Genomic DNA, 25,028 nt, shown 5'->3' with positions numbered 1-25,028 from the left:
TTATGGCAACAGGCTCGCCCATTCCACCAACTCGAAACGGCCGTTTGTGATAATGGTGGACCACACAGCATCACTTGCTTGATGGTCATTACGCCCTAGGGTGAGGGGTTCTTCCAAGCCAATATCGATTGATCCCAGGCCGAGCAATCCATTCACAATAGCCTCACGATCGGGGTCTGCGCCTGCTGCTTTCACACCTTCGACGAAGAGCTTGGCAGCGAGATAACCTTCAAGTGAGATAAAGTCTGGCTCGCTGCCCGCCGCATGGGTTTCTAGCGCTTGGCGATAGGCTTCAACAGCAGGCAAATCGGCATCCAACGGTGGTACTACCTGAGTAATAATTACCCCTTCCGCCTGCTCTCCCAACTCATCCAGAAGCGCCTGGCTACCCACGAAAGAGACATTTAGGAATAGCGTATCGGGAAGGTCGACCTGGGCTTCGCGAATAAAATCAGCTGCAGGGCCATAAGTGCTCACGATGATAATGGCACGCGGTGTCACCGGCGCTTGAAGAATCAACGCTAGCCCTTGATGAATATTGCGGGTACCCCGGGTAAAACGCCCATGCGCTAAGGCAGCAATATTTCCAAAGCCGTGTGAAGCCAGTGCTTGAGTGGCGCCATTATACCCAGCATCGCCGAAGCTGTCGTTCTGGGTAAAGAAGGCAATTTCTTCCGGTAAAATACCGGCTTCCAGCAACCCATCCACCATCGCGGCGGTTTCTTGAAGGTAGCTGGCCCGGTAATTAATTACGTAGCGGTCAGGTGGTGCCTTACGCAATCCTCCTGCCCCCGTGAAGGCGCCGTAAAGTAACGTCTTATACTCGTTATGCAGCGGAATCGTGACGGTAGCTGTTGGGGTTCCCACATTACCTATGGCCGCCAACAGATCGTCTTCAATGAGTTGGCGGGTATGGCGTGCGGCTTGAAGCGGCTGATACTGATCATCCATTGCCACTAGTTTGAGGGAGTGGCCATTAATACCACCGGCCGCATTGACCTCAGCAAAGTAGCTTTCAATACCCTTTTGCATACCCAACCCCAGCGGCGCAGCACCGCCGCTGGAAGGGGCAACAATGCCAAAGGTAAGCTCAGCCTGGGACAGTGAGGATACTAGCGCTCCCACCAATAACGTGGCGTTTAACAATATTTTTTTAAAAGAGATAATACTCAATCGTCGCATTGATCTGCTCCCTGCTAGCTAGACCACTTCTCCACCACGTTAATGGCATATTAAGAGGCAGGCGATGAGAACCATCGCGCGCCCTACATTACCGATCTATTACCCATTACTATCGGCAGGAGAATATACGACTAAAGCTTAGTTATCGTTAATTTCTAAGTAATAATTATTACCCAATGTGTAACAAATTAATTACCTGCACTTGCAATTTCTTATTTTTCTTTACATAGCAATTAGTTAGTAGAGCTACTCATTTAAGCTGGCCGCTCAATCGCAAAGCGATCACTAATGCGGATATAATCACTGCCGGCCAAACGCCCCACGGGTTTGAGCAGATCCATACTGACATGGCGGCCATCCCATAGCGTGTCATCAATGTGGATAGATAACACTTGCGCCAGCACTAACGTACCTGCTAGCGGCTGGTCGCCAAACCTGATCATATCGTATAGCTTGCAGCCAAACGCAATGGGAGCATTGGCTATGCGTGGAACGCTAACGCCTACCATGTCAGCTTTATCCAACCCTGCCAGGGTAAATTCATCATCTTCTGGAGGCAGGCTAGCACTGGTGGCATTGAGTGCTTCAATCAATCCCTCACTACCCACATGCACAACGCATTCGGCTACTTCGTTTAAATTGCGCACCGTATCCTTGAGTTCGCCGCTGCCATTGAGTAGGGGCGAAAACGCCAGTACCGGAGGGTTCACACTGGCGACATTGAAGAAAGAAAACGGCGCTAAATTAGCGTTTCCCTGCTTATCCTGGGTGGACACCCAGGCAATGGGCCGGGGGCAAATAGCGCCGGATAATAATCGATAAATCACACCTGGGCTTAAGGGGGATTCATCTAGTAAGTAGTCACTCATTTTTGGCTCGCTCTTCCGTCGTAAAAAGCTGCTGTTCAATAGCTCTGACTGCTTCTTAATAATAGACGTGCTTAGGCTTGGCGCGCTTTAAGATGATTAATGACGCCGCCTACCCGTAAAAGCTCACGCTGGCGCTCACTCAACCCATGATGTAGCCGAACCATTCCTTTGCCGACAATTTCTGCTTCTAATGTAGGGCCACTGGCGATCTGGGCATGCACGTTTTCAATGACCACACTGTCACCTTGAGCTAATCGATCAGCATCGCCCTGATCGATAAACGTTAATGGCAGTGCGCCGAAACAGATTAAGTTTTGCCAGTGGATACGCGCAAAGCTTTTTGCCAACACAGCCTGTAAACCCAGATAACGGGGCACTAAGGCGGCATTCTCACGACTAGAGCCTTGTCCATAATTATGCCCACCCACAATGATATGACCACCTAAGTGACGAGTCGCTTCTGCACGCTGGGCATAGTCAGGGTCGACGGCTTCAAAGGTGAAAGGTGCCGAGGCGTAGATACTGCTCCAGTAAGGCATCACGCGCTGCCCCGCCGGCATAATGTCATCTGTTGAGATATTGTCGCCCGTCACCAGTAGCACAGGAAGCTCCAGACGATCAGGCAACGGCTGTAGTATCGGTAGTGCAGGCGTATTGTCGGTTTTTTGCAGCGGTTTTAAACGTGCCTGATCCAGCGGCAGCGGCGCTGTAAAGACATCCCGATTAACCACCATAATGTCAGGTTCATTAATACGCGGATAGTCCATTTGCATACTACGTGGGTCGCTAATGACCCCAGCCAACGCCGAAGCAGCGGCGGTTTCAGGGCTACACAGAAACACACTGTCTTCACGCGTGCCAGAACGGCCGGGGAAGTTGCGGGGTACCGTGCGCAGGCTATTACGCCCTACAGCAGGTGCTTGGCCCATTCCGATGCAGCCGTTACAGCCTGCTTGGTGTAAGCGCGCACCGCTAGCGACCAGTTCGCCTAAATAGCCTTCTTGAATCAACGTAGAAAGCACCTGGCGCGATGAAGGATTGATATCCAGCGATACTCCCTCTGCCACTGAGCGGCCTTTCACCATACTCGATACAACCGCGAAGTCTCGATAACCTGGATTTCCTGACGAGCCAATATACGCTTGGTGCAGCGGCTGACCGACGACCTCGCTCACCGGTACGACCTTATCGGGACTGGAGGGCAGCGCTATAAGCGGCACCAACTGCGATAAATCAATCACTTCTTCAACATCGTAGTGGCAGCCAGGGTCAGCTGCTAATGGCTGCCAGTCCGCTTCACGTCCCCTGGCAGTCAAAAAGCGTCGGGTACTTTCATCGCTGGGGAATACACTGGTAGTGGCGCCCATTTCGGTGCCCATATTGGCAATCACCAGCCGATCCATTGCCGAGAGGTCATTAAGCCCTGGGCCATAAAATTCAAGGATGCTGTTTTTACCCCCCGACACGCCATGACGACGGAGTAGCTCCAGAACAATATCTTTGGCCGACACCCAGTCGGGCAATCGCCCCTCCAAACGCACGCCCCAAATTTTCGGCATGGTGATGTACAGCGGCTCACCGGCCATGGCCATGGCGACTTCGATACCGCCAGCGCCGATGGCCAGCATGCCTAATGCGCCCGCCGAGGTAGTGTGGCTGTCGCAACCTACCAGCGACTGCCCAGGCACACCAAAATTCTCCATATGCACCGGGTGGCTAATGCCATTGCCAGGACCGGAGTACCACACGCCGAAGCGTTCGCAGGCACTCTTTAGAAACAAATAGGTCTCGGCATTCAGGTTATCGGCTTGCACAAGCCCATGGTCGATATACTGCACGCTGGGTTGGGTATGCACCCGATCCAGCCCTATGGCTTCAAGCTCCAGCATTACCAGCGTGCCCAGCACATCTTGTAACAGCGCTTGGTCTATACGCAGGGCAATTTCACTGTCAGGGATCATTTCACCACTGACCAAGTGATCACTAATCAGCTTTTGAGCTAAGTTCAAGGGTGTTGCAGTAGCGTCTTGCGGGGTCATTCGAGGAGGCATAAGAAAGATCCTAACGTTTTTATTATCATTAATAGAGAAAGGCGAATAACGCAGACTAACTAATAGACAGTGCGTTATTACGCTGATGCTCAACGTGAGCAGCAGCCGTCGTCTGTTTTTGGCGCATTTGAGCAGCTCGTGCCGCTAATATATGCGCACGCATAATAGCAGCGGCCCACTCAGCATCACGGTTTTGCAAAGCACGAATAATTTCCCGGTGGTGCTGCATACTGCACAGCAGCTCCTCACGGGTGTAATGGTGAAAGCTACGCCGAGAAACAGGCACTTGCACAATCGTTTCAAGCAAACGCTGAAGGCGCGGGCTATCCGCAGCTGTCACTAGTTCAGCGTGAAATTGGTTATTAAGTACGGCAATTTCATCAGTCGCCCGCACATCATCCTGCTGGCTAAGCCTTTCCATTTGGTCAGCAAGACTCCCCAACGTAATGAGTTGGGTTTCGCTGATGCGTTTAGCCGCACGCCTGACCACCTGAGGCTCTAGCAGCACCCTTAGCTCAAAGACTTCTTCCACATCATGCTGGGTCCAACCCACCACGCGTGCTCCGTGATGGGGTATGGCCTCAACCCAGCCATCGGATACCAAGCGACGTAAGGCCTCCCGTATAGGGGTTCGGCTATAATCAAGCTCTTCACCAATCGTCGCTTCCCGCACATAGCTACCCGCTGCATAGCCACCATTAAGTATGCGCTGCTTGATGATGTGATAAACCCGATCGGCGGCGGTCATAGCGTCACTCCTAAACGTTCCAAAGGCTTGCTGCAAAGCACTTTTTCAGGCTATCAAATCGTCACCCTAGACTAAGGTCGCAGATAAGATTGTGTACGACTTGTTGCACCGAAGGCCAATATAGGCCTACATTTGTCAAAAATCGAGCATAGTTGCATACAATAATAACAAAAAGCTCGTCGACATCGGTAGCCATGCCATCCACCAGGAGTTCAAAATGAAACTCGATCCCACCTCTTTACGGCTGTTTGTCCGGGTGGCAGAGATGGGCACTATCAGCGCTGCAGCTGATGCTGAGTTCATTGCAACTTCTGCGGTTAGCAAGCGTTTAAGTGAGCTTGAAGCGCATTTCAGTACGCCACTGTTACATCGCAATAACCGGGGCGTAGAGTTAACGCCAGCCGGGAATGCGCTGCTGCATCTCTCCCGTGGGGTGCTGCACAACCTGGAAGACTTAGATCTACAGATGCGTGACTACACCAGTGGTGAGCGCGGCATTATTCGTATTTTTGCCAATATGTCCGCTATTACTCAGTACTTGCCAGGAGAGACCCAGTCTTTTTTTGAGAAGCACCCAGATATTGGTGTGCAGCTCGAAGAGAAGGTCAGCCCTGTGATTACCCGGGAAATTATGGCGAATGGGGCCGATATTGGTATTTGTGCCAAACTCCCCCATGGCTATGACCTAGCGGAACTGCCTTACCACACCGATGAACTGGTACTTGTCACCCCCTTAAACCATCCGCTTGCCAGCCGGGAGGCTATCGATTTTCGCGATAGCCTTGATCATGCCTATGTTGGTCTGCACTCTTCCAGCGCGATTAACTTGCAGCTGTTGAAGGCCGCCAGCTTAGCCAATAGACCGCTACGGCTTCGGATCCAGGTCACTAGCTACGATGCGCTATGTTTAATGGTTCAGGCAGGGTTAGGCATAGGCGTCGTTCCAAGAGGCGCCATTCGCCAATACGTGGGCGGGCTACAGGTGCGTGTACTGCCTATTCGAGATGCCTGGGCCAAGCGCCCACTATGTATTTACGTTAATAACATTGATCGCATCTCGATGGCAGCCAGACTATTTGTCGACCATCTCATTGAATCTTCTGCTAATTCTAGAAAAAACCTGCCGTTAGCAACGGTTGCTGATGAAACCATTTCTTCTATGGTTTAGCGGCAATGGCGCGCCTGCCTTCTCAGTTCACGAAAGCAGGCTCATCAATCACTAATACCCAAACGCGCTGGCAACAGGTATCAATAGACTGGAGGTGGTTATGTAAAACACCCTAGAACCACAACAACAAACCGTCTAAGACATTAGACAAGACAATAAAAGCATCCCAATGCTTGAGGTAATAATAATGAAATCCTTTGCTCTTAAATCACGTCTACTTATCCCTGCCTCCCTGTTGGCACTCGGCACGCTTACCAGCGCCGGTCTACAAGCACAAGAGAGTGCTTTAAACATTGGTGCAGTGCCTACAGGTACCGGCTGGTTCTTTGGCATTTCAGAGGGCGCGCGGGTTATTAGTGCCAATACGCCTTATGAAATTACCGTCCGCGAGACGGGCGGAACCCGTGAAAACGCTATTCGCCTTGGTCGCAATGAACTGGACCTTGCCTTCACTGAAGCATTAGTGGGCTATGAGCAGTACAACGGTATTGGCCGCTTTGAAGACACCCCCAACGAAAACGTGCGCTTGGTCTACTGGATTGCCCCTTCCACGATGCACTGGGCGGTTCGTCAGGACGCCGATATCAACAGTTTTGAAGACCTGGATGGCCAACGCTTCAACCCCAGCAGCATTGGTGGTGGCGGTGAGTACATCACCGAACTAGTGTTTGACATCCTAGGTATTGAGCCAGACTTCCAGCGCATGCGCATTGACGATGCCGCCGAGGGTGTTATCGACGGACGTCTAATTGGCTTCAGCTATAATGGCATTCCCCCGATTCCAGCGTTCACCGAAGTTCACTCGTCTCGCCCCTTGCAGTTATTGTCGCTTTCAGAAGAGCAGGTTGCTGCAGTCACCGAAGAGCTGCCCTTCCTCGCGCCCTCGGTTATCCCAGCAGAGACTTATCGCGGTATGGATGAGGCAACATCGCTGGGCATCTATATGGGTGTATCCGCCAATAGCACCCTAGATGACGACATCGTCTATAACATTACGCAGGCCTATTGGGAAAACCATGAGCAGGTGGCGGCATCCTTTGCACCCGCCGATGGCATGACGCCGCAAGATGTGATTGATAATGCCACTTTCCCGATCCACGCGGGGGCGCTGCGCTATTACCAAGAGCTAGGTCTTGAGATTCCTGACGACGTCATTCCTCCCGAAGCACGCTGATACCGGTTGGCACTCGCAGGCGTTTAAACGCCTGCGGGTGTTTCAGTATTGTTATCCCTTAATCACCTCTTTTTTGACACGCCCGTATTCGTTGCCTTCCGGCATGAGAGCGTGGGAGCCATCCGATGGACACCCCTGACAGCAATAAAATTATCGAAAAATATTCGGAAGACTCGGGTAAGCGTCAGCTAACGGGCTTCTGGTTTTTAGTGATGCGGCTAACCGCGGTGGCGATGGCCGTTTTCCACCTTTATGCCGCAATGACGGGAGCCGTGAATACCCAAAACGCTATTCACCTGCTGTTTGCGCTTCCGTTGATTTTTTTGGGTTACTCCTGCCGTGCGAAAGATAACCAGCGCTTACCCTGGTTTGACGTTATTCCGGTGGTATTAGCGGTTGCTGTTAGCGGCTACTACATCATGCAGTTTGACCGCATTATTTATGGGCTCGGTTATCTTATGCCGACCACTTATGACCTGGTGTTTGGCCTATTGGCGATTCTGCTTCTGCTTGAAGCCTGCCGCCGCGCCATTGGTCTGGCGTTTCCTATTTTGGTGCTTATCGCCCTCTCCTATGCCTATTTTGGCAACCACTTGCCTGGCGTGTGGGGGCATGGTGGGTTTGGCTGGGCCGACCTTGTCGCCACCTTCTACATGAGCCCGACGGGTATTTACGGCAGCTTGATGCGCACCTCCTCGACGGTGATCGTGGTGTTCATTATGTTTGGCGCGCTGCTGGTAACTACCGGTGGTGGCGATACATTTATGCGTTTATCTAATTCCGTGACGGGTGGTATGGCGGGCGGTCCTGCTAAAGCAGCCACTCTCTGTAGCGCCCTGTTTGGCAGTATCAGTGGTAGCACCGCTGCTAACGTCGCCACCACCGGTGTGTTCACAATTCCGTTAATGAAGAAAAGTGGCTACAGCCCACGTTTTGCGGCAGCCACGGAAGCGTCTGCTTCCACCGGCGGACAAATTTTGCCGCCTATTATGGGCGCGGCCGCTTTTGTCATGGCCGACGTTATCTCCGTTAGCTATCTGGAGATTATCGGTGCCGCACTTATTCCCGCGCTGCTTTTCTATCTCGCGATCTGGATGAGCGTGCACTTCGAAGCTAAACGTCTAGGGCTAAATCCCATCCCTAAAGATCAGCGCCCGACGCTACGCGAGGGGCTGTTTAATATTGAAACGCTACTGCTACCGATTATTGTCCTTGTTACCATGCTGGTGTTGCGTTATACCCCGACCACCGCCGCCGTGGCCGCGTATTTTACCGCCCTGCTGATTTACCTGTTCTCCTGGCGTAGCCCAGGTAGCTTTATGGATCGTTTGAAGTCGATTCCCGCTGCCTTGGAAGCGGGTGCCATGACGGCTGCGATGATCGCCGTTATCATCGGTAGCGTTGCGATTATTGCCTCAGTGATAAGCCTGACCGGTCTGGGCCTGAAAGTCTCATCGGTAATTCTTGTGGTCAGTGGCGGCGATGTTTTAGTTACTCTGCTGCTGGCGATGGTGGTCGCGATCATTTTAGGCATGGGCCTACCGACGGTAGCGGCCTATATGCTGGCGGCGTCTGTGGTGGCCGCTGCGTTTATTGAAGCTGGCTTGCCTAGCCTCTCGGCGCACCTGTTTATCCTTTACTTTGCGATTCTTTCTGGGGTGACCCCGCCGGTGGCGTTAGCAGCTTATATTGGTGGCGCTATTGCTGGCTCGCACTGGTTTAAAACCGCCCTGACGGCGACGAAAATTTCCCTAGGCGGCTTCTTGATTCCCTTTATGTTCATCTACCACCCGCCCCTATTGGGTAATGGTACGCCGCTTGAAATTGCGCTCGCCGTGGGTTCGGGTGTGATAGGCATTGTGGCACTGGCGGCCTCCACCATCGGCTACTTTCTCCGCCCTTGCAGTTGGCTGGAGCGTGGCTTACTGCTCGCGGCGGCATTGATGCTGATTAACGGTCAGGCGATTACCGATGTAGTCGGCATTGCACTTATCTTAGGCCTGTTTGCATGGCAATATCGCTTGAATCGAAATGATAAAACAAGCGTGTCACTGCCCAGCTAAGGAATCCATTATGAAGATTGCTATTTCCGATGATTATCAGGACTGTGTACGCAGTCTAGATGCCTTCAAACAGCTAGAGGGCCACGATGTAACGATCTATCACGACACCCTTACCGACCTGGACGCGCTAAGTGCGCGTTTTCAGGACGCCGAGGCGTTAGTGCTGATTCGTGAACGCACGCCTATCACGGCTGCCCTACTGGAGCGCCTGCCCAACCTGAAGGTGATTAGCCAGACCGGAGGCGGTGCTGCCCATGTGGATATGGAGGCTTGCCGCCGGCACGGCGTTACCGTGATGGCGGGCACTGGCTCGCCCTATGCCGCGGCAGAATTAACCTGGGGGTTAGTGCTTTCGGCAATGCGGAACATACCAACTGAGGTAGAGAACCTGAAAGCGGGCCGTTGGCAGCGCACACTAGGCACCAGCCTTAAAGGGCGCACCCTGGGTATTTTCGGTTACGGAAAAATCGGCAGTTTAGTGGCCCGCTATGGTCAGGCATTTGAAATGAACGTATTGGTGTGGGGCCGTGAGGGTACTCGCCAGCGTGCTTTGGAGGCTGGTCTCGAAGTGGCCGAAAGCCAGGCCGATCTATTTCAGCGTTCAGATGTGCTAAGCCTGCACCTGCGCTTGAACGACGCTACCCGCGGCATTGTCAGCGCTGAATCACTCGCCCAAATGAAACCAACGTCGTTGCTGGTCAACACCAGCCGCTCCCAGTTAGTGGCACCAGGTGCATTGGAGCAAGCGCTTCAGGCTGGGCGCCCCGGTCAGGCAGCGGTAGATGTATTCGATGCAGAGCCAGTGTTTGAAAACGCACTGCTGGCATTGCCCAACTTCGTTGCTACACCACATCTTGGCTATGTGGAAAAAGATAGCTATGAGTTCTATTTTGGCGACGCGTTTAGCAACCTTTTAGCTTATATCGATGGTCAGCCAGTCAGTAATTTAGCGGGTTAATATATCGCTAAGGGCAAGTGTCCGTCGGCGAAAGAAGTAAAGCGGTAGAGAAAACGCCTCTGTGCCAATTGTGCTAGTCTTATAGGCTAACGAGTAACACAGAGGCTATTAATGCTCACCATTTCTAGTAATGTCACCTTGGCTGATTGGGAGATTGATATCAGTCAGATTCGCGCCCAAGGGGCGGGCGGACAAAACGTCAATAAAGTCTCCTCAGCGGTGCATTTGCGCTTCGATATTCCTAGCTCCACGCTACCTCCTCATTATAAAGAGCGCCTAATGGCGCGGTCTGATCAGCGCATCAGCAAAGAGGGTGTGGTGATTATTAAAGCGCAAAGCCATCGTAAGCTTGAACTGAATAAAGAGGATGCGTTGGCGCGTTTAAAAGAGCTGATACAAAGCGCCACCAGAGTGCAAAAAGTACGCCGAGCCACCAAGCCCACCAAAGGCTCGCAGCGCCGCCGCGTTGACCATAAAACTCGCAAAGGCAAAATTAAATCGCTGCGCGGCAAAGTGTCTGCTTCGTAAACTATTGCCCAGCTCTGAAGGCTCTCATTAATGACAAAAAGCCACCTAGCGCTTAAGGTACGCCCTGTTTCACCTTGCGTGCGAATCTGCCAAATTGAGCCATCAACATCGCTATGCCACGGCTGCGGGCGTACATTAGATGAAATCGCGGTTTGGGGCAGCATGACCGAGGCGGAAAAAGCCCCGGTATGGGAACGCCTGGAAGCCGAAGGTTATGTCGATGAAGGCTCCGTGCGATGATGACGATCACGCAATATATGGTGTAGCTCACCGCAAGCCACCATCGGATCATCACAGTTGATCACGATATCCGAATGCGCCAGCACATAGCTGCGGCCAGTAATGGTATTTTCCACCACTTGGTAAGCGCCCTCTTGATGGGTACCCGTGAAAGTGCCGATAAACCCCGTCTCACGTAACGAAACCGTTTCCAGCTTATCGCCTACCTTCAAACGTCCCTCATAGTTCATTAGCGCTAAACGCGCCGACGTACCCGTACCGGTGGTACTACGACAAATAACACCAGGATGAACGTACGTTGTCGAGCGTGAACGTACAAACCCCTCTGTCACCTGCTCTTCCGGTCCCATAAAGTGCAGAAACGGCAGCGGCCCTACATCGCCCAGGGTGTAGTGGGAAAACCCTCGCTGAGCTTTAATCGCTTCGACAATTTTATAGGCACACTCTGAGAGTGCGCGCTCCTCATGACGAACAAGCTTAAAGCCTAGCTCAGTGGCGTCGACCAAGGCGTAAAATCCCCCGCTGTAGGCTATGGAGTAGGTGACTTGGCCAATGCTTGGCACCTGGATCGACGCTTGGTAGGTATCAATATAGCTGGGCAGCCCCTCACAGGTGACTGACTCGACAACGCCGTTATGCACTTTCGCTTCGATTTGCACTAACCCAGCAGGCGCTTCCAGCTTAAAGCGTTGAATGCCCTCCTGCTTGGGCACAATGCCACTCTCCAGCACCGCAGTAGCGGTACATAGCGTGTTTGAACCGGAGTAGATGGGGTAGCCCATCACTTCCATAATAATGTAGCCCGCCACTGCTTCGGGGTGGCAGGCAGGCACCAATAAATCCACCGACATTTCCGGAATACCATAGGGCTCTTCAAGCAGCAGGCGGCGTAGGCCATCGGCGTCATCGCGCAGGTACTCCATCTGCTCGCGTACGGTAGTGCCTGGCAAACGATCAATACCACTGGTAACAATACGGCTAACATCGCCACCTGCATGAGTATCCATTAATTGAATAGTATGGATATTTTTCACTAGCGGTGCTCCTGAGCGGCAAGTGACGTTGGCTTATCAAGCGCAAAAGGCGCCCCATGGGTTGCCCACTGCGCATCCGGCACAATAACAATTTTACCCAGATAGTTGCTGCCTCGATTGACAAAATAGCGCTCCGCATCATGCAGTTCAGAAAGCTTAAAGGCCGCATGCAGCACAGGCTTTAACTCACCGCTACGAATCCACGCTACCAGCTGTTCGGCCTCTTCACGGGTACCGTGGGAAACCCCAAAGATCTGCACCTGATAAAGGTAAACCCGGGTCCACATCATTTCGCTAAGATTGCCACCGCTGGCACCGGCAATGGAAAGACGCGGATAGCTCGCTCGCCCCTGCATATCAACAATCATGGTGTCGATAAACAGGTTGGTCATTTCGCCACCCACCAAGTCCATCACTGCATCTATCGGTTTATCGTCAGTGGTGGCCAACACCCGTTCAACAAAAGTGGGTAAGTCACCACGATCAATCACCGCTTCCGCCCCTAACGCGATGAGCGCATCGGCTTTATCTAGCTGGCTTACTGCGTAAGGAATAGCGCCCACAATGCGGCAGAGCTGAAGTAGTGCAGTACCTACCCCGCCGCTGGCACCGCTTACCAGGATCCGCTCGCCGGCGCTAACGTTAGCGGCAGTCATCATATGGTAAGCGGTTTGATAGGAGCACATGCCCATAGATGCCAGCTCAGCATCGTGCAGCTCTGGGTTGGGCACATGATAAAACTGATCAGCGGGCACGGCGATATACTCTGCATAGCCGCCATCGGCACCATGGCCATAGTAATCCGGGGTAAGGTTTATATCGCGGCGCTCATCGGCGTAGATATTAAAATCGAGCAGCCCGCGCTGACCGATACGCCCGGCGTCTACGCCCTCGCCGACCGCTACGATATGACCTGCTACATCGGCACCTTGTATACGCGGGAAGGTGAATGTAGGGGTACCGCCCATGGCGAACGACGTAACATCACCTTTGTCCTTGGTGGGGTACAGCCCTTCGCGCGCTTTACGATCAGTATTGTTCTTTGCGGTGGCCGTCACCTGTACCAGCACTTCGCCCGCCTGGGGCTGCGGCGTGGCGACATCCTGATGATATTCCAGCTTTTCGATACCACCATGTCCCGTCAATAGCATGGCGGCCATCGTCGTCGGCACGGTAAGCGAAGCTTCAGACATGGGCTGGCTCCTTATTTGAGAAATGATTACTGAAATGACAATAACAAACTTTCACTCAGTCTCAAGTCGTATAAAAAAGAATGGCGGTAGCGCAGAGGTGCGCTACCGCCAAAAAAGTAAATCTACGCTAGGTGACTAGATCACCTAACGTCTAAAAAGCTATTAGCCAAAAACAGGCACACCAATCAGCACGGCGTGTAAATAGAAGGCAAATACCACATACGCCACTAAGCCTATTACCACGGTGGCAACAGTGGCCATTTTAGAGGTGCTTACTGGCGCAGGCGGCGTTAGACGGTCGCGCTTCTTGGCGGTTTTGAATGCCAAAATAGCCCAGATAAGAAACGCAGCAAAGAAGATAATATCGCCTAGCCGGCCATTGGCAAGCAGGTGGGCCAACGCCCAGATTTTGACCGCCAACATCATCGGGTGGCCAAGTTTGGCTTTAATGGCGTTGCCTGGCACATAGGCCGCCACCAGCATAATAAACGCAGGCAGCATGAGTAGTGCCACCGCATGGCGCATACCCATGGGTGGGAACCAGACATAAATGGGGTCAAGGCGCATCTGACCAAAGCCATAAATAGCAATCGCTAGACCCGCAATAGAGACGGCTGAGTAAGCTAATTTCCAGTTATTTTGGCCAAGTTTGGCAATCTGCTGCTGACGCCAGTTTTCAGCAAAAATACGTACAGAGTGGCTGCCTAAAAAGATCAGCAGTCCGATAATCATAATCGTCATGAAACAACTCCCAGTGGACACGCTAGTCGACGGCTTAATGCCTTATTAGTCTTGGTCGCTGCAGAGGATGCCACAGACAACCACCGACCACCTACGCATGCATCAACTTTTTATTCCACAGCAAGCCTAAAACCAGCGTTTGCGCTTAAACAGCCAAATCATGATACCGGCAATACCCAGCATGGCTCCCCAGACAAAAAAGTAACCGTGTTGATAACGCAATTCAGGCATGTTTTCGAAGTTCATGCCGTAAATACCGGCGATAAACGTGAGTGGCACAAAAATCGCGGTAATCACCGTGAGGACACGCATGGTGATATTAAGCTGATGTGATGAAATTGAGATATAACCGTCGATTAAGTCACCGCAAATGTCGTAGTACATTTGGGTCAAGGTGTAGAGACGCTCAAAGCGATCCGCCACGTCATTGATCGCGTGTAGCGTTTCGCTCTCTTCCCGGGGTAAATGTTCGTAGTCGTAGGCCGTCAGCTCTTGAGTAATCCCTTTGTGATAACTAAAGATTCGGCGCATTTTGACCAACCGAGATCGGTAAGTAATGATTTTGCGCATCAAAACATCATTACCGTTCTCTAAAAGTTCATCCTCTAGATCACTTAACTCAGTCTCAAATTCAAGCAGGCTGTCGATATAAAAGCCCGCCGATATGTACATTACGCGCAGTGCGACTTGCTCCGGGGAATGTGCTAAAAGCGCTCGGCCTTGCTCGTTGAAAAGCCGCTCAATGCTTAGCGCTTCCCCTGGATGGAGTGTGATCAGAAACTTCTCGCCCACAAAGAAGCAGACCTGCTGAGGCAAGTAATTGAGTTCAGCGTCAAAGGAGGAGATACCGCGATAAATAATCAGCGTGTGGTTTTCAAACTCTTCGATTTTAGGCGGGTGCCGCTCTTTGTGTGCATCCTGAATCGCCATGGGGTGAAAATCAAACGCTTCTAAAATAGTGCGCTCACTCTCCTGGGTCTCACCCTGCATATCAATCCAGATATGACCATCAGGCAAGGATTGCCACAGCGATAACAGGCTCTCATCGCCTTCGTGAACTTCACCTTCCGGGGTGGTAAGAATGGTCCGAATCATGCTCATCCTTGATTGGATTTAGAGAAATAGTATCAGCCGGTTTTGCAATACGTACTTGAGCTTTGCCAGAATGTTTGGCCTCATACATGGCGACGTCAGCACGTTTAAGCACTTCATGTGCGCTTTCTGTGGCATGGGGTAAATAAAGCGCCACACCAACACTGGTGCTTACCTGAAGAATTGCCTCTCCCATTGTCATCGGCTTTTCTGTAGCCTCAACCAACATTTGGGCAGTTGACTGGCTGGCATCAGGATTCATACCCTCTAACACAACTACGAACTCGTCTCCCGCCCAACGGGCCACATAATCCGTTTCTCGAATCGATGCTTTCAGGCGCTTTGCTATTTCGCGTAGGAGGTAATCGCCTACCGCATGTCCATGGCGATCATTAACCGCTTTAAAACCGTCTAAGTCCAAAAACAGTACGGCACAAGGTTTTTGCGAGCGACGCGCACGCGCCATCGCCTGAGGTAGATGTTCATTCAAAGCGCGTCGATTGGGAAGCTTTGTAAGTGCATCTTCACGCGCTTCTTTATCACGTAACCTTTCTAACTGCTGTCGATCAGTAATATCGTGAATAAACAAACTACTCCGCTGCTTTCCATCAATAACCAGCGTTTTGTTACGAATTTCCACAGGCAGTTCACTACCATCAGACCGCTTGGCATTACAGATTAATGGCACCTGGTCATCACTGCAGGGTAAGCCTTGAGGAAACATTAGTTGCGTGATCGGCCTGGCCAGCACTTCTTTACGCCGCCAACCAAACATAGCCTCTGCCGCACGATTTCAATCCAAAACCACGCCTTTTGCATCAATGCTGACATAGGCGTCATAGGCAGATTCTATGACCAAATTGAGTTCACGGGTACGCCGCTCAATTTGGCTTTCCATGGCTTGATGAAAAGCCTTAAGCGCTTGCTGAGATGCTTGCCTGCTTTTCCGTTCGCGTATCAGCCGCTCACGCAGATGAATTTCATCGGTGACGATCGCCGCCAGATCTTTCAAGGCAGCCAATTCATTCTCGCTAATCACGCGTGGTTTCGTGTCGATTGCGCAGAGTGAACCTAACGCTAAGCCTTGCAAAGACAACAGGGGAATACCCGCGTAGAAACGAATGCCGCCTGGGGCAGTCACAAGCGGGTTTTGCGCAAAGCGTGGCTCCTGACTGGCATCTTCAACGATTAATGGTTCAGACAAAGTGATGGTATGAGAACAGAAACCTACTTTGCGAGTTGTTTCACGGATTTCCATACCAACGCGTGACTTAAGCCATTGCCGTTCGGCATCAATCAAGGTCACTGTTGAGATAGGTACATTTAATATCTGGGCAACCAGGCGAGTAATTCGATCAAAAGCAGCTTCATCGGGTGTATCTAACAGTTCAAGTTCATAAAGGGCTGCTAAACGCAACTCTTCGTCAGGAGGTATTGGGTAGCTCATTTTTTTATACCCCACAGTAATACTGTTTAGCTACCAGCATACCGCGTTCCGCACTTCACTGCTTTATAAACACTGTTTTTTAGCCATAGTCGCTAGTAATACGCTTGTCACTATTGAGGCAGTCAGTGCGCCAAGAAACGGTCCTAAGGTTGGAATACTGCCAGGAAAACTCGCCGCGACGATACCGCCCATGAGGCTACCCTGGCTAACCCATCCCGGCAAAATTGCGCCTAACAGCCCTGCAATCCCTCCGCCTACTGCAGCCAAAGGGGTCATACGCTTCCAGAGACCTAGCAACACCGGCACCACAATAGCAGCACATAGTAAGTCGGCAATTAAAAACAGCCTCAGTACCGATAGACCTTGTAGCGCAATGACGACCACTGGAATCATCAAGGCGATGGTGACCCAGCGGGCAGCAGTCAGTGAAACGCCACGCTGCTCGCTACGCGTGGCTAATAAAGAGGCAATTCCGTTTTGTAATGTATCGACACTTGAGGCAACTAAGGTCACTGCTAACACTAATGCGGGTAGCGTTAGCCATGCTGGGGCATCCGTTAGCAGCGCAAAAAACGGCATAGGTGGCTCGCCTAACGCCACGCCACTCATCGCAGCCAACATACCCAAGCCGCCAATCAACATCACGACAACGACCGTCATGCCCCCACCAAGCCAAGCACCGCGCCCCAGGCTTTGGTTATCTTGGGCAGCCCATACGCGTTGCCAATACCCTTGATGAAATAGATTGGCGGCAGTGACGGCAATCACCAGTGTTAATGCAACGCTGAGTGCACTGGTAACAGGAATGGCGGGCAATTCAACTCCGCTAGGAATTTCAGGCAGTCGCCATAGTACAGCGCCGCCTACCACCAGCAGCAACACCAAGAGCAACCACGCTTGCCAACGGTCGGTGGCAAGGCTTGCACGCAGACCGCCCACCGCGGTGTAAACAAGTGTGGTAAGCGCTACACCGATAATCACCAGCGCAGGCGGCACATCTGACAACAACGCAGTGATCGCTCCAATGGCAGTTAGCTCGGCCGCTAAAAAACACGCCATATAGCCAATAGACACCAGTGTTACCCAACGCTTTACGCCAAGACCGTAGCACGCCTCGGCAAACTCGGCGATGCTACGCCCTTCAGGCAATGCACGGCGAATTTTAGGGCCATAAAGCCCCAGCACAATAAACGGCAGCGCAGAGCCTAACGCGTATCCAGCCAAGGCAAGTGGGCCAACAAAGGCGCCAATTTCAGGCGGTGCAAACAGAATCCACGCACCCATGCCGGATGCAAGAAAAGAGAGCCCCAGGGTAGAGGCCGCTTGCGAATTTCGGGCAGTCACATAGTCATCAAAGGGGCCATCTACCCAGCGGGCGCGCAGGCCCAAATAAGCAAAGCAGCACAACGCCGCGCCCAGCACGGCTGACGTCAGGTAAAGCATGTCGCACTTCCTCCGCCGGTACTAACCGGATCAGGTTCCAGGGTCTGCGCAGCGCGCATTCTCAGCCACTTTTTAGCAGGGCTCCCCTGGCGACAGTGAATGGATTGGCTATTCTACCTACGTTACGTTGTTCATGCTCACTGAAAAAGGTAGTTCAATTAAAGGTTACTTCGCGCCTTAAGTGGCAGCACGGGGAACACGTCCCATTAAATAAAACTCTTCATTAGGGGGCGTACCTGCCAGCGTAACCAATCGATTAGACAAGCCAAAAAACGCTGCGATGGCGCCAATATCCCAGCAATCATCCTGTGTAAAACCTACCGCCAATAGGCGCATAAGCCACTCATCGTTCATCTCACCTACGTCGATAGCGCAGTGCATGGCGAAATCGAGCATTACCCGGTGACGCTCGCTAATCGGTGCCACACGATGATTGATCGCGACTTGGTCAGCCAGCAGCGGGTCTTTGCTATAAATCCGTACCAATGCTCCGTGGGCCACGACGCAATAGAGGCAGCAATTGCGCGCACTGGTCGCAACCACAATCATCTCTTTCTCTGTCTTCGTCAGCGTATCAGACTCACGCTCCATCAAGGCATCATGATAGGCAAAGAAGGCACGAAACTCAGCGGGACGGTGGGCTAACATCAAGAAAACATTAGGCACGAAGCCTGCTTTCTCCTGTACAGCCAGAATCACAGCGCGAATATCCTCAGGCAAGTCATCAAGTGTTTCGGGTACATCAAAACGGCTTAGTGATGCAGACATAATTACCTCTTTATTGTTAAGTTTAACAATCCTGTTAAAACGACTTAGCTGACGTGTAACAAAAAGCTAAGTTAAGAGACTTTTAATCAGTAGCTACGCTCGCCATACTGCGTTATCGGTCTGTCATTAAAATCGCCACCTATTCTTATAAACATATAATCTGCTCCGATAAACAGTTCGTTCACAGGGAAACTGCCATGAGTCATAACGAAGCCAAGGAACATACGCCTGGTAGGCTAGATGAATTATTTGCCGACCCCTACCAAGCTTTCGAAAATGATACGGATGAGCGTCAGTTGCATATCCGCATCATGCTACATATGTTGCTTGCCCGCCCAATGACACGTGGCCAAATGACACTGCGCGTCATTCACGGCTGGGAGAATGGCGGTTTTGAACCTGACGATCTAAAGCATATTGATTACCCGCTTAACAGCGTGGCTGATTTCAAATATGCAGTGCAGGCGTTTGAAAAAGCGTCTAAGCACAATACGCCAATGCCTGCCGATGCAACCGCGATACTTTCCACCCCGCTTGCAGACGCCATTGCAGTTGCTGAAGCTGAAGGTCAAGAACTATCTAAGGACATTCAACAAACGCCAGTCCGCTGGCAAGCATTTGAAGGAGGTTTAGCGCTCTACACGCTGTTTAAAATGTATCACCGTCTTGTTTATGGTGAAGATGACACCTACCGCTGCTCCCAATGCATTACCCCTCTTGGGCTGCGCGAAATACATGAGTTTCACCTTGAAGAGGGGGAATTTGCACTGCTAGTGCCACCGGCTAGCGATGTCATGAGCGAGCCCTCGCTGTTGGTGCTGCATGAAAGCCAACTCAGACCTATTGAGCACTTGCTTGAACAAAGCCTCCCCTTATTTGATAACTTTTAAAATTAAGCCCTCCATGGCTGCTTGTTACTCGTAAATTGGCCCTGCATTGAGCAGGGCCAATGGTTAACAACGAGCGCCGCGTTGTTTAACCAAGTGAAATCGTACTGTTAATACCGCTTGAAACATTCTCCGGTTCAAACCAGCGCGCGGTAACGGTTTTTGTCTGCGTCCAAAATGCGATTGCTTGCTTGCCGTTAGGGCCTAAATCACCCAGCTTTGAAGCGCGAGACCCAGTGAAGCTGAAATAAGCCACGGGTACGGGGATGGGCACGTTGATACCGATCTGACCAACATCAATATCGGTCTCAAAGCGGCGTGCCACCCAGCCGGAATTGGTAAATATGGAAGTGCCATTGCCGTTAGGATTAGCATTGATGAAGGCAATCGCCTCATCCAGCGTTTCAACGCTGACCACGCATAATACCGGGCCAAAAATTTCTTCACGATAAATGGTCATGTCTGCCGTCACATCAGCAAACAGCGTTGGGCCTACAAAGTTGCCGTTAGGGTAACCCTCAACCTGAATATTGCGGCCATCTACCATCAGTCTGGCGCCCTCTTTCTCACCAGCATCAATCAAGCGCAATACACGTTCACGGGCTGCGGGCGATACCAGTGGCCCTAAATCCGCATCCAGCTGAGTACCCGGGCCTACTTTCATGGCTTGTGCGGCTTCGACAATATCGTTAAGCCATTCCCGCGCATCGCCCACCAATACTACAACCGAGTTTGCCATGCAGCGTTGACCGGCAGCGCCAAAGGCTGAGCCTAGTAGGTTATTAATCGCTTGGCTTCGGTTCGCATCGGGCATTACCACGCAGTGGTTTTTAGCCCCCATCATCGCCTGCATACGTTTACCTGCGGCCGCCGCACGATTGTAAAGCAGCGAGCCAACGTGGGTAGACCCAATGAACGAAAGCGCTTTGATATCCTGGTGATCAGCAATTTGATTGGCCACATCTGGCCCGCCGTGTACCACATTGAGCACGCCCGCCGGAATGCCCGCCTCGTGTGCCAGCGCTACTAAACGCATGGTGGAACTGGGGTCTTGCTCGGAAGGTTTGAGCACAAAGGTATTGCCGGTAGCTATCGCCAGCGGAAACATAAAGCACGGCAGCATGATGGGGAAGTTAAACGCAGTGATGCCCGCCCCTACGCCCAATGGCTGATGCATGGTGTATACATCCACCTCATTGGCGGCGTTTTCTGCCAGTTCACCCAGCTGTAAAGAGGTAATCGAACAGGCATGTTCAACGACTTCCAACCCACGACCTACTTCACCTTCCGCATCAGGTAAGGTTTTACCATGCTCTTCTGTAATCAGTGCAGCTAGCTCAGCGGTGTTGTCACGAATCAGCGCCTGCAGCTTAAGCATAATACGCATGCGCTTGCCCAACGGCACTTTGCGCCACTCTTTAAACGCTTCTTTAGCGCTGCTGATAGCACGCTCTACTTCATCAGCGGTACAAAACGGTACCCGGGCAACCACTTCCTGAGTGGCGGGATTAACCACGTCGCGCCACTCCTGACTTTGCGACTGGATTGGCTGGCCATCGATATACATGGGGATTTCGCGGACGGACATAGCGTTGCTCCTATTATGGTTATGATTGTTGTTCAAAAGCGCTTGTGAAAACCGCTGTTAGAAAAGTTGAGCTGCAAAGCAAGAGCATTGGGTATAGCAGCAAGTTGACGTTAACGTCAACCAAACATCATAAGAGTAAACAAAATCTACAGCGCAACGTCAATTAGCCTTTCCATAGTGGGGTTTTGCTGACTATGCTTCGCCCATCAGGAGTGCCGTGCCTGACGGGTTGCTCACGGCATATGCTAAGTATGATGTGTTTAAACACAGGAAAACTTATATGCAAACCTTTAGCTGTCGCTGTGGCACTCCATTGTTCTATGAGAATACTCACTGCCTAACCTGCCAGTCTGAAGTTGGCTGGTGCCCCGCTTGTAGCAATATTGTGGCGATTGAGGCACTAGAGAGCGGTGGCTACCGTTGCACTCACTCAGGCTGTGATGCAACGTTAATGAAATGCCACAACTACAACGTTGAGAATGTTTGTAACCGCATGGTGGTGATGGAACAAGGTCATGCCGATACGCTATGCGACTGCTGCCGTTATAACGATGTTATTCCCGACCTTAACATCGACGGAAATCGCGAGCGCTGGGCCGCGCTTGAGGCGGCAAAACGGCGGCTGTTTCACACCCTGGATTTACTTAAGCTGCCCCATGGCACAGAAGAAGAGGCTATTGCCGTACCGCTAAGCTTTTCGTTTATGGCCGATGCGCTACCCGACCAAGGGCTATGGCGCTCTACCGCTAAACAAGAGAAGGTGTATACCGGTCATGCGTCGGGCCATATCACTATTAACGTTAAAGAAGCCGATGATGTTGAGCGCGAGCGTTTGCGGGTCGATATGAATGAGTCCCATCGTACCTTGATTGGCCATTTTCGCCACGAAATCGGCCACTACTACTGGGATGTGCTGGTTAAAGAGCGCGATGAAGAAGCTTGCCGTGCAGTGTTTGGTAATCACCACCGCCCCAGCTATTCAGAAGCACTTGAGCAGTATTATCAGCAGGGGGCCCCCGCTGATTGGCCGTCCCGTTTTATCTCCGCTTACGCCACCATGCACCCTTGGGAAGATTTTGCCGAAACCTTCGCTTACTATTTAGATATGGTGGCAGTGTTAGATACGGCCCTGCATATGGGTATTACCCACGTTGAGTACGATGGCTCGCTTGATAGCATGCTGATTGCCTTCCATCAGGTAGGCATGGCAGTCAACGAACTTAACCGCGATATGGGCCTGCTTGATTTAGCCCCGGCGGTACTTGCACCACCGGTGCGTGAGAAGCTGGCGTACCTGCATAAAATCATTCAGGACGCCAACCCCGTAGAACGTTAGTCGCCGATGAGTTAGTCGTTATCGTTATCACCCGTGTGGCTTTGACTTTGGCTCTGACTTTGAGTTTGCGTCACGCGGGGCACACTATCGTCATTGACAAAATAGGTCGCACTTAGCGTATCGTGAATAGCAGCAAAGCCAATTTGAAGTTCGTCGATAAAGGCATGTAACTTACTGGGCGAGTGAGCTAGCGCTTGGATATCGGCATCCACTACGTCGGCTCGCACCAACGAAACCGTCGCTGCTGGCCGGTCCTGTCGTGGCAGTAACGTCAGTTCATGACCCAGCGTCTCTAAGCTACAGGCAATTGAACGTGGAAGGTTCGGATCTTGTAATAAGAAGCGCAGCACATCGGGTCCTCGTACGCGTAAGCGCACCTGCTGGCGGTACATTTGATAAGCGGTGAGTGATTTCAGGACGCTCATCCACTGCAGGTTTTCAAATGGCAGCAGCTCTTCAGGGTTTTGTGGCAGTAGGCTGGCTGAGCGTACATCCACGATGCGTGTGGTCATGTCCGCGCGCTCTAACTGACGCCCTAACTCAATAAAGGTGCGCGCCGGGCCATGACTCAAGGTACCTTCAATAAGACCTGTCAGCCCCTGGCAGCCGCGAATCACACTTTTAAGAAAACTGTCTCTGCGCCGAGGACTCACACCATTTTCAGCGTGATCGGCCACACTCAGATAGAGCTGATTGACCTCTTCCCAAATTTCACGAGGCACCACATCCCGGGTGGTTCTTAAGTTCTCGCGAGCACTCGCGAGCGCCGAGATAATCGAAATATCATTGTCGGCATCGGCGCATAAAAAGTGTACGACATTGCGCTCATCAAAGGTGGCGTGACGGGCTGTAAACGTTTCCAAACTGCCGGTCATTTCAATAAGCGGCGCCCAGCCCAACGGTAAGCGACCGGGCAAATCAAGCATAAGGTGGCTATTGACGCTCAGTAATCGTGCGGTATCTTCTGCACGCTCAATATAACGCGCCATCCAGTAGAGGTTCTCTGCAACGCGTGACAGCATGGCGTTAGGCTCCTTTCACCGCGGCCTCTGCCGCCTTTTCGTCAGTTTCCACAATCCAGGTATCTTTGCTACCACCGCCCTGGGAGGAGTTCACCACGAGAGAGCCCTCGATTAACGCCACCCGCGTAAGACCACCGGTAGTCACGTGAATCTCAGGACCTGAAAGAATAAAGGGCCGCAAATCAACATGGCGCGGCTGAGGCAAACCATTGGTTAACGTGGGTGTGGTGGAAAGATCGAGGGTGGGCTGGGCCATGTAGTTACGTGGATTGGCCTTGATCAACCGAGCAAACTCCTCCCGAGTCTCTTTGGTCGAGCGTGGACCAATCAGCATCCCATAGCCGCCTGACTCATTGGCGGGCTTCACGACCAGTTCATCCAAGTGATCAAGCACATAGCGGCGATCATCTTCAAACATGCACAGATAGCTCGGCACATTAGGCAACAGCGGCTCTTGGTCGAGGTAGTAGCGAATCAAAGCGGGCACAAAAGCATAGACAACTTTATCATCCGCCACCCCGGCACCTGGCGCATTGGCTAAGGCTACTTTTCCTGCCCGCCAAGAGCGCATTAGGCCCGCTACTCCTAGCATTGATTCAGGATTAAACGCTTCCGGATCTAAAAACTCATCGTCAACGCGACGGTAAATGACATCGACGCGACGGCGCCCTTCTACGGTGCGCATATAAACCACGTCATCGTCATCGACGACCAAGTCACTGCCTTGTACCAGCTCCACCCCCATTTGCTGAGCAAGATAGGCGTGTTCAAAGTAGGCGGAGTTATAAATACCAGGGGTTAGCACCACCACCTGCGGGTCATCCCCAGGGCGTGGCGACATCGCAGCCAGCATGTCGTAAAGATTGGCCACATAGTCATCGACCGGCAGGATTTTGCCTGAGGCAAACAGCTCCGGCAGAACGCGCTTTGTGACGTTGCGATTTTCCAGCATGTAGGAGACGCCGGAAGGAATGCGCAGATTATCTTCCAGCACATACAGGGTACCATCGCCACCGCGCACTAAGTCGGAGCCACAAACATGAGCCCAAACGCCATGGGGCGGGTTAATGCCAACACACTGAGGACGAAAATTAACCGACTGTGCCAGCACTTCAGCGGGCAATACCTTGTCCTTAATAACTTTTTGGTCGTGGTAAAGGTCATCAATAAATAAATTAAGTGCTTGAACGCGCTGCTTGAGACCCGCCTCTGTTTTACGCCATTCACTGGCGGGGATGATGCGCGGCACGATATCAAAGGGCCAGGCGCGGTCGATCATTGCGCCTTCCGAATAAACTGTGAAGGTAATTCCCATGGTACGTATAGCAATCTCTGCGGCGGTTTTCCGCTCGGCTAACTCTTCTGCGCTAAACTTTGCCAACATGTTGCACAATTCACCCGCTGACTCGCGTGGCTGACCGGGTGCAGCCATCAGCTCATCGTAATAGTCACGACACGCATAGTTATTCCAATTCACTTGGCTCATGGGCGCTCTC

At 51.9% G+C, this 25,028-nt stretch carries 23 protein-coding genes and 1 riboswitch; of the genes, 8 read left to right on the top strand and 15 right to left on the bottom strand.

The features are described 5' to 3' along the window. The 4 genes from ACQKE4_RS11560 to ACQKE4_RS11545 all read right to left on the bottom strand — a co-directional run bounded on the left by ACQKE4_RS11560 (position 1) and on the right by ACQKE4_RS11545 (position 4,850). Positions 1-1,182 (bottom strand): ABC transporter substrate-binding protein, encoded by a 1,182-nt coding sequence (locus tag ACQKE4_RS11560; protein WP_427388506.1) that lies wholly within the window; start codon positions 1,180-1,182, stop codon positions 1-3. A gap of 254 nt (positions 1,183-1,436) precedes the next feature. Further along, positions 1,437-2,051 (bottom strand): flavin reductase family protein, encoded by a 615-nt coding sequence (locus ACQKE4_RS11555; protein WP_427388504.1) that lies wholly within the window; start codon positions 2,049-2,051, stop codon positions 1,437-1,439. A gap of 71 nt (positions 2,052-2,122) precedes the next feature. Further along, entirely contained in the window at positions 2,123-4,102 is a 1,980-nt protein-coding gene (locus tag ACQKE4_RS11550) for an aconitate hydratase (protein ID WP_427388503.1), read from the bottom strand. Between the two features lie 55 nt (positions 4,103-4,157). Next, positions 4,158-4,850, bottom strand: a complete 693-nt coding sequence (locus ACQKE4_RS11545; protein ID WP_427388502.1) for a GntR family transcriptional regulator — start codon at positions 4,848-4,850, stop codon at positions 4,158-4,160. A 217-nt stretch (positions 4,851-5,067) separates the two neighbouring features. Between ACQKE4_RS11545 and ACQKE4_RS11540 the strand changes: the two genes are divergently transcribed. From ACQKE4_RS11540 to ACQKE4_RS11515, 6 genes are all read left to right on the top strand, one after another. Further along, positions 5,068-6,018 carry a LysR family transcriptional regulator gene (locus ACQKE4_RS11540; RefSeq protein ID WP_427388500.1) on the top strand — a complete coding sequence of 317 codons (951 nt, stop codon included), beginning with the start codon at positions 5,068-5,070 and terminating at the stop codon, positions 6,016-6,018. A 187-nt stretch (positions 6,019-6,205) separates the two neighbouring features. After that, complete coding sequence (locus ACQKE4_RS11535; RefSeq protein ID WP_427388499.1) at positions 6,206-7,192, top strand: TAXI family TRAP transporter solute-binding subunit; 987 nt, start codon at positions 6,206-6,208, stop codon at positions 7,190-7,192. Between the two features lie 125 nt (positions 7,193-7,317). Further along, a complete protein-coding gene (locus tag ACQKE4_RS11530) occupies positions 7,318-9,255 on the top strand; it encodes a TRAP transporter permease (protein WP_427388498.1) in 1,938 nt (645 codons plus the stop codon). Positions 9,256-9,265: 10 nt separating this feature from the next. After that, on the top strand, positions 9,266-10,213 hold the full coding sequence (locus tag ACQKE4_RS11525; protein WP_427388497.1) for a D-2-hydroxyacid dehydrogenase family protein: 948 nt from the start codon (positions 9,266-9,268) through the stop codon (positions 10,211-10,213). A gap of 111 nt (positions 10,214-10,324) precedes the next feature. Beyond that, the gene (arfB, locus tag ACQKE4_RS11520; protein WP_427388496.1) at positions 10,325-10,741 is read left to right on the top strand and encodes an alternative ribosome rescue aminoacyl-tRNA hydrolase ArfB; all 417 of its coding nucleotides are present in this window, start codon (positions 10,325-10,327) and stop codon (positions 10,739-10,741) included. Positions 10,742-10,771: 30 nt separating this feature from the next. Beyond that, complete coding sequence (locus tag ACQKE4_RS11515; protein ID WP_427388495.1) at positions 10,772-10,981, top strand: DUF1289 domain-containing protein; 210 nt, start codon at positions 10,772-10,774, stop codon at positions 10,979-10,981. On the opposite strand, the gene ACQKE4_RS11510 is transcribed toward ACQKE4_RS11515, so the two are convergent. From ACQKE4_RS11510 to ACQKE4_RS11475, 8 genes are all read right to left on the bottom strand, one after another. Further along, positions 10,954-12,015 carry a proline racemase family protein gene (locus ACQKE4_RS11510; protein WP_427388494.1) on the bottom strand — a complete coding sequence of 354 codons (1,062 nt, stop codon included), beginning with the start codon at positions 12,013-12,015 and terminating at the stop codon, positions 10,954-10,956. The genes ACQKE4_RS11515 and ACQKE4_RS11510 overlap by 28 nt on opposite strands. After that, positions 12,015-13,208: an alcohol dehydrogenase catalytic domain-containing protein gene (locus ACQKE4_RS11505; RefSeq protein ID WP_427388493.1), complete on the bottom strand. Its 1,194-nt coding sequence runs from the start codon at positions 13,206-13,208 to the stop codon at positions 12,015-12,017. The genes ACQKE4_RS11510 and ACQKE4_RS11505 overlap by 1 nt, the downstream gene beginning before the upstream one ends. 162 nt (positions 13,209-13,370) lie before the next feature. Continuing rightward, positions 13,371-13,949, bottom strand: a complete 579-nt coding sequence (locus ACQKE4_RS11500; protein WP_427388492.1) for an NnrU family protein — start codon at positions 13,947-13,949, stop codon at positions 13,371-13,373. Between the two features lie 126 nt (positions 13,950-14,075). Next, on the bottom strand, positions 14,076-15,044 hold the full coding sequence (gene corA, locus ACQKE4_RS11495) for a magnesium/cobalt transporter CorA (RefSeq protein WP_427388491.1): 969 nt from the start codon (positions 15,042-15,044) through the stop codon (positions 14,076-14,078). Beyond that, entirely contained in the window at positions 15,010-15,816 is an 807-nt protein-coding gene (locus tag ACQKE4_RS11490; protein WP_427388490.1) for a diguanylate cyclase domain-containing protein, read from the bottom strand. Before ACQKE4_RS11490 ends, corA begins: the two co-directional genes overlap by 35 nt. A gap of 18 nt (positions 15,817-15,834) precedes the next feature. Further along, positions 15,835-16,488 carry a GAF domain-containing protein gene (locus ACQKE4_RS11485; RefSeq protein ID WP_427388489.1) on the bottom strand — a complete coding sequence of 218 codons (654 nt, stop codon included), beginning with the start codon at positions 16,486-16,488 and terminating at the stop codon, positions 15,835-15,837. 63 nt (positions 16,489-16,551) lie between these two features. Continuing rightward, the gene (locus ACQKE4_RS11480; RefSeq protein ID WP_427388488.1) at positions 16,552-17,931 is read right to left on the bottom strand and encodes a sodium:solute symporter; all 1,380 of its coding nucleotides are present in this window, start codon (positions 17,929-17,931) and stop codon (positions 16,552-16,554) included. Next, positions 17,921-18,029, bottom strand: a riboswitch (TPP riboswitch). (Overlaps the previous gene by 11 nt.) A gap of 79 nt (positions 18,030-18,108) precedes the next feature. Continuing rightward, positions 18,109-18,699: a peroxidase-related enzyme gene (locus ACQKE4_RS11475; RefSeq protein ID WP_427388487.1), complete on the bottom strand. Its 591-nt coding sequence runs from the start codon at positions 18,697-18,699 to the stop codon at positions 18,109-18,111. 197 nt (positions 18,700-18,896) lie between these two features. Between ACQKE4_RS11475 and ACQKE4_RS11470 the strand changes: the two genes are divergently transcribed. After that, positions 18,897-19,589: a hypothetical protein gene (locus ACQKE4_RS11470; protein ID WP_427388486.1), complete on the top strand. Its 693-nt coding sequence runs from the start codon at positions 18,897-18,899 to the stop codon at positions 19,587-19,589. A gap of 85 nt (positions 19,590-19,674) precedes the next feature. On the opposite strand, the gene ACQKE4_RS11465 is transcribed toward ACQKE4_RS11470, so the two are convergent. Further along, a complete protein-coding gene (locus ACQKE4_RS11465) occupies positions 19,675-21,174 on the bottom strand; it encodes a CoA-acylating methylmalonate-semialdehyde dehydrogenase (protein WP_427388485.1) in 1,500 nt (499 codons plus the stop codon). Positions 21,175-21,454: 280 nt separating this feature from the next. Here ACQKE4_RS11465 and ACQKE4_RS11460 point away from each other — a divergent pair, with 280 nt between their 5' ends. After that, on the top strand, positions 21,455-22,510 hold the full coding sequence (locus ACQKE4_RS11460; RefSeq protein ID WP_427388484.1) for a zinc-binding metallopeptidase family protein: 1,056 nt from the start codon (positions 21,455-21,457) through the stop codon (positions 22,508-22,510). Positions 22,511-22,521: 11 nt separating this feature from the next. Here ACQKE4_RS11460 and ACQKE4_RS11455 read toward each other — a convergent pair whose 3' ends face one another. Further along, a complete protein-coding gene (locus ACQKE4_RS11455) occupies positions 22,522-23,532 on the bottom strand; it encodes an alpha-E domain-containing protein (protein ID WP_427388483.1) in 1,011 nt (336 codons plus the stop codon). 4 nt (positions 23,533-23,536) lie between these two features. After that, complete coding sequence (locus ACQKE4_RS11450; protein WP_427388481.1) at positions 23,537-25,018, bottom strand: circularly permuted type 2 ATP-grasp protein; 1,482 nt, start codon at positions 25,016-25,018, stop codon at positions 23,537-23,539. Between the last annotated feature and the right edge of the window lie 10 nt (positions 25,019-25,028).

The sequence above is a fragment of the Halomonas sp. NPDC076908 genome (assembly GCF_050269715.1).
Classification (GTDB): Bacteria; Pseudomonadota; Gammaproteobacteria; order Pseudomonadales; family Halomonadaceae; genus Vreelandella.
This window is presented reverse-complemented; position numbering and strand designations above follow the sequence as displayed.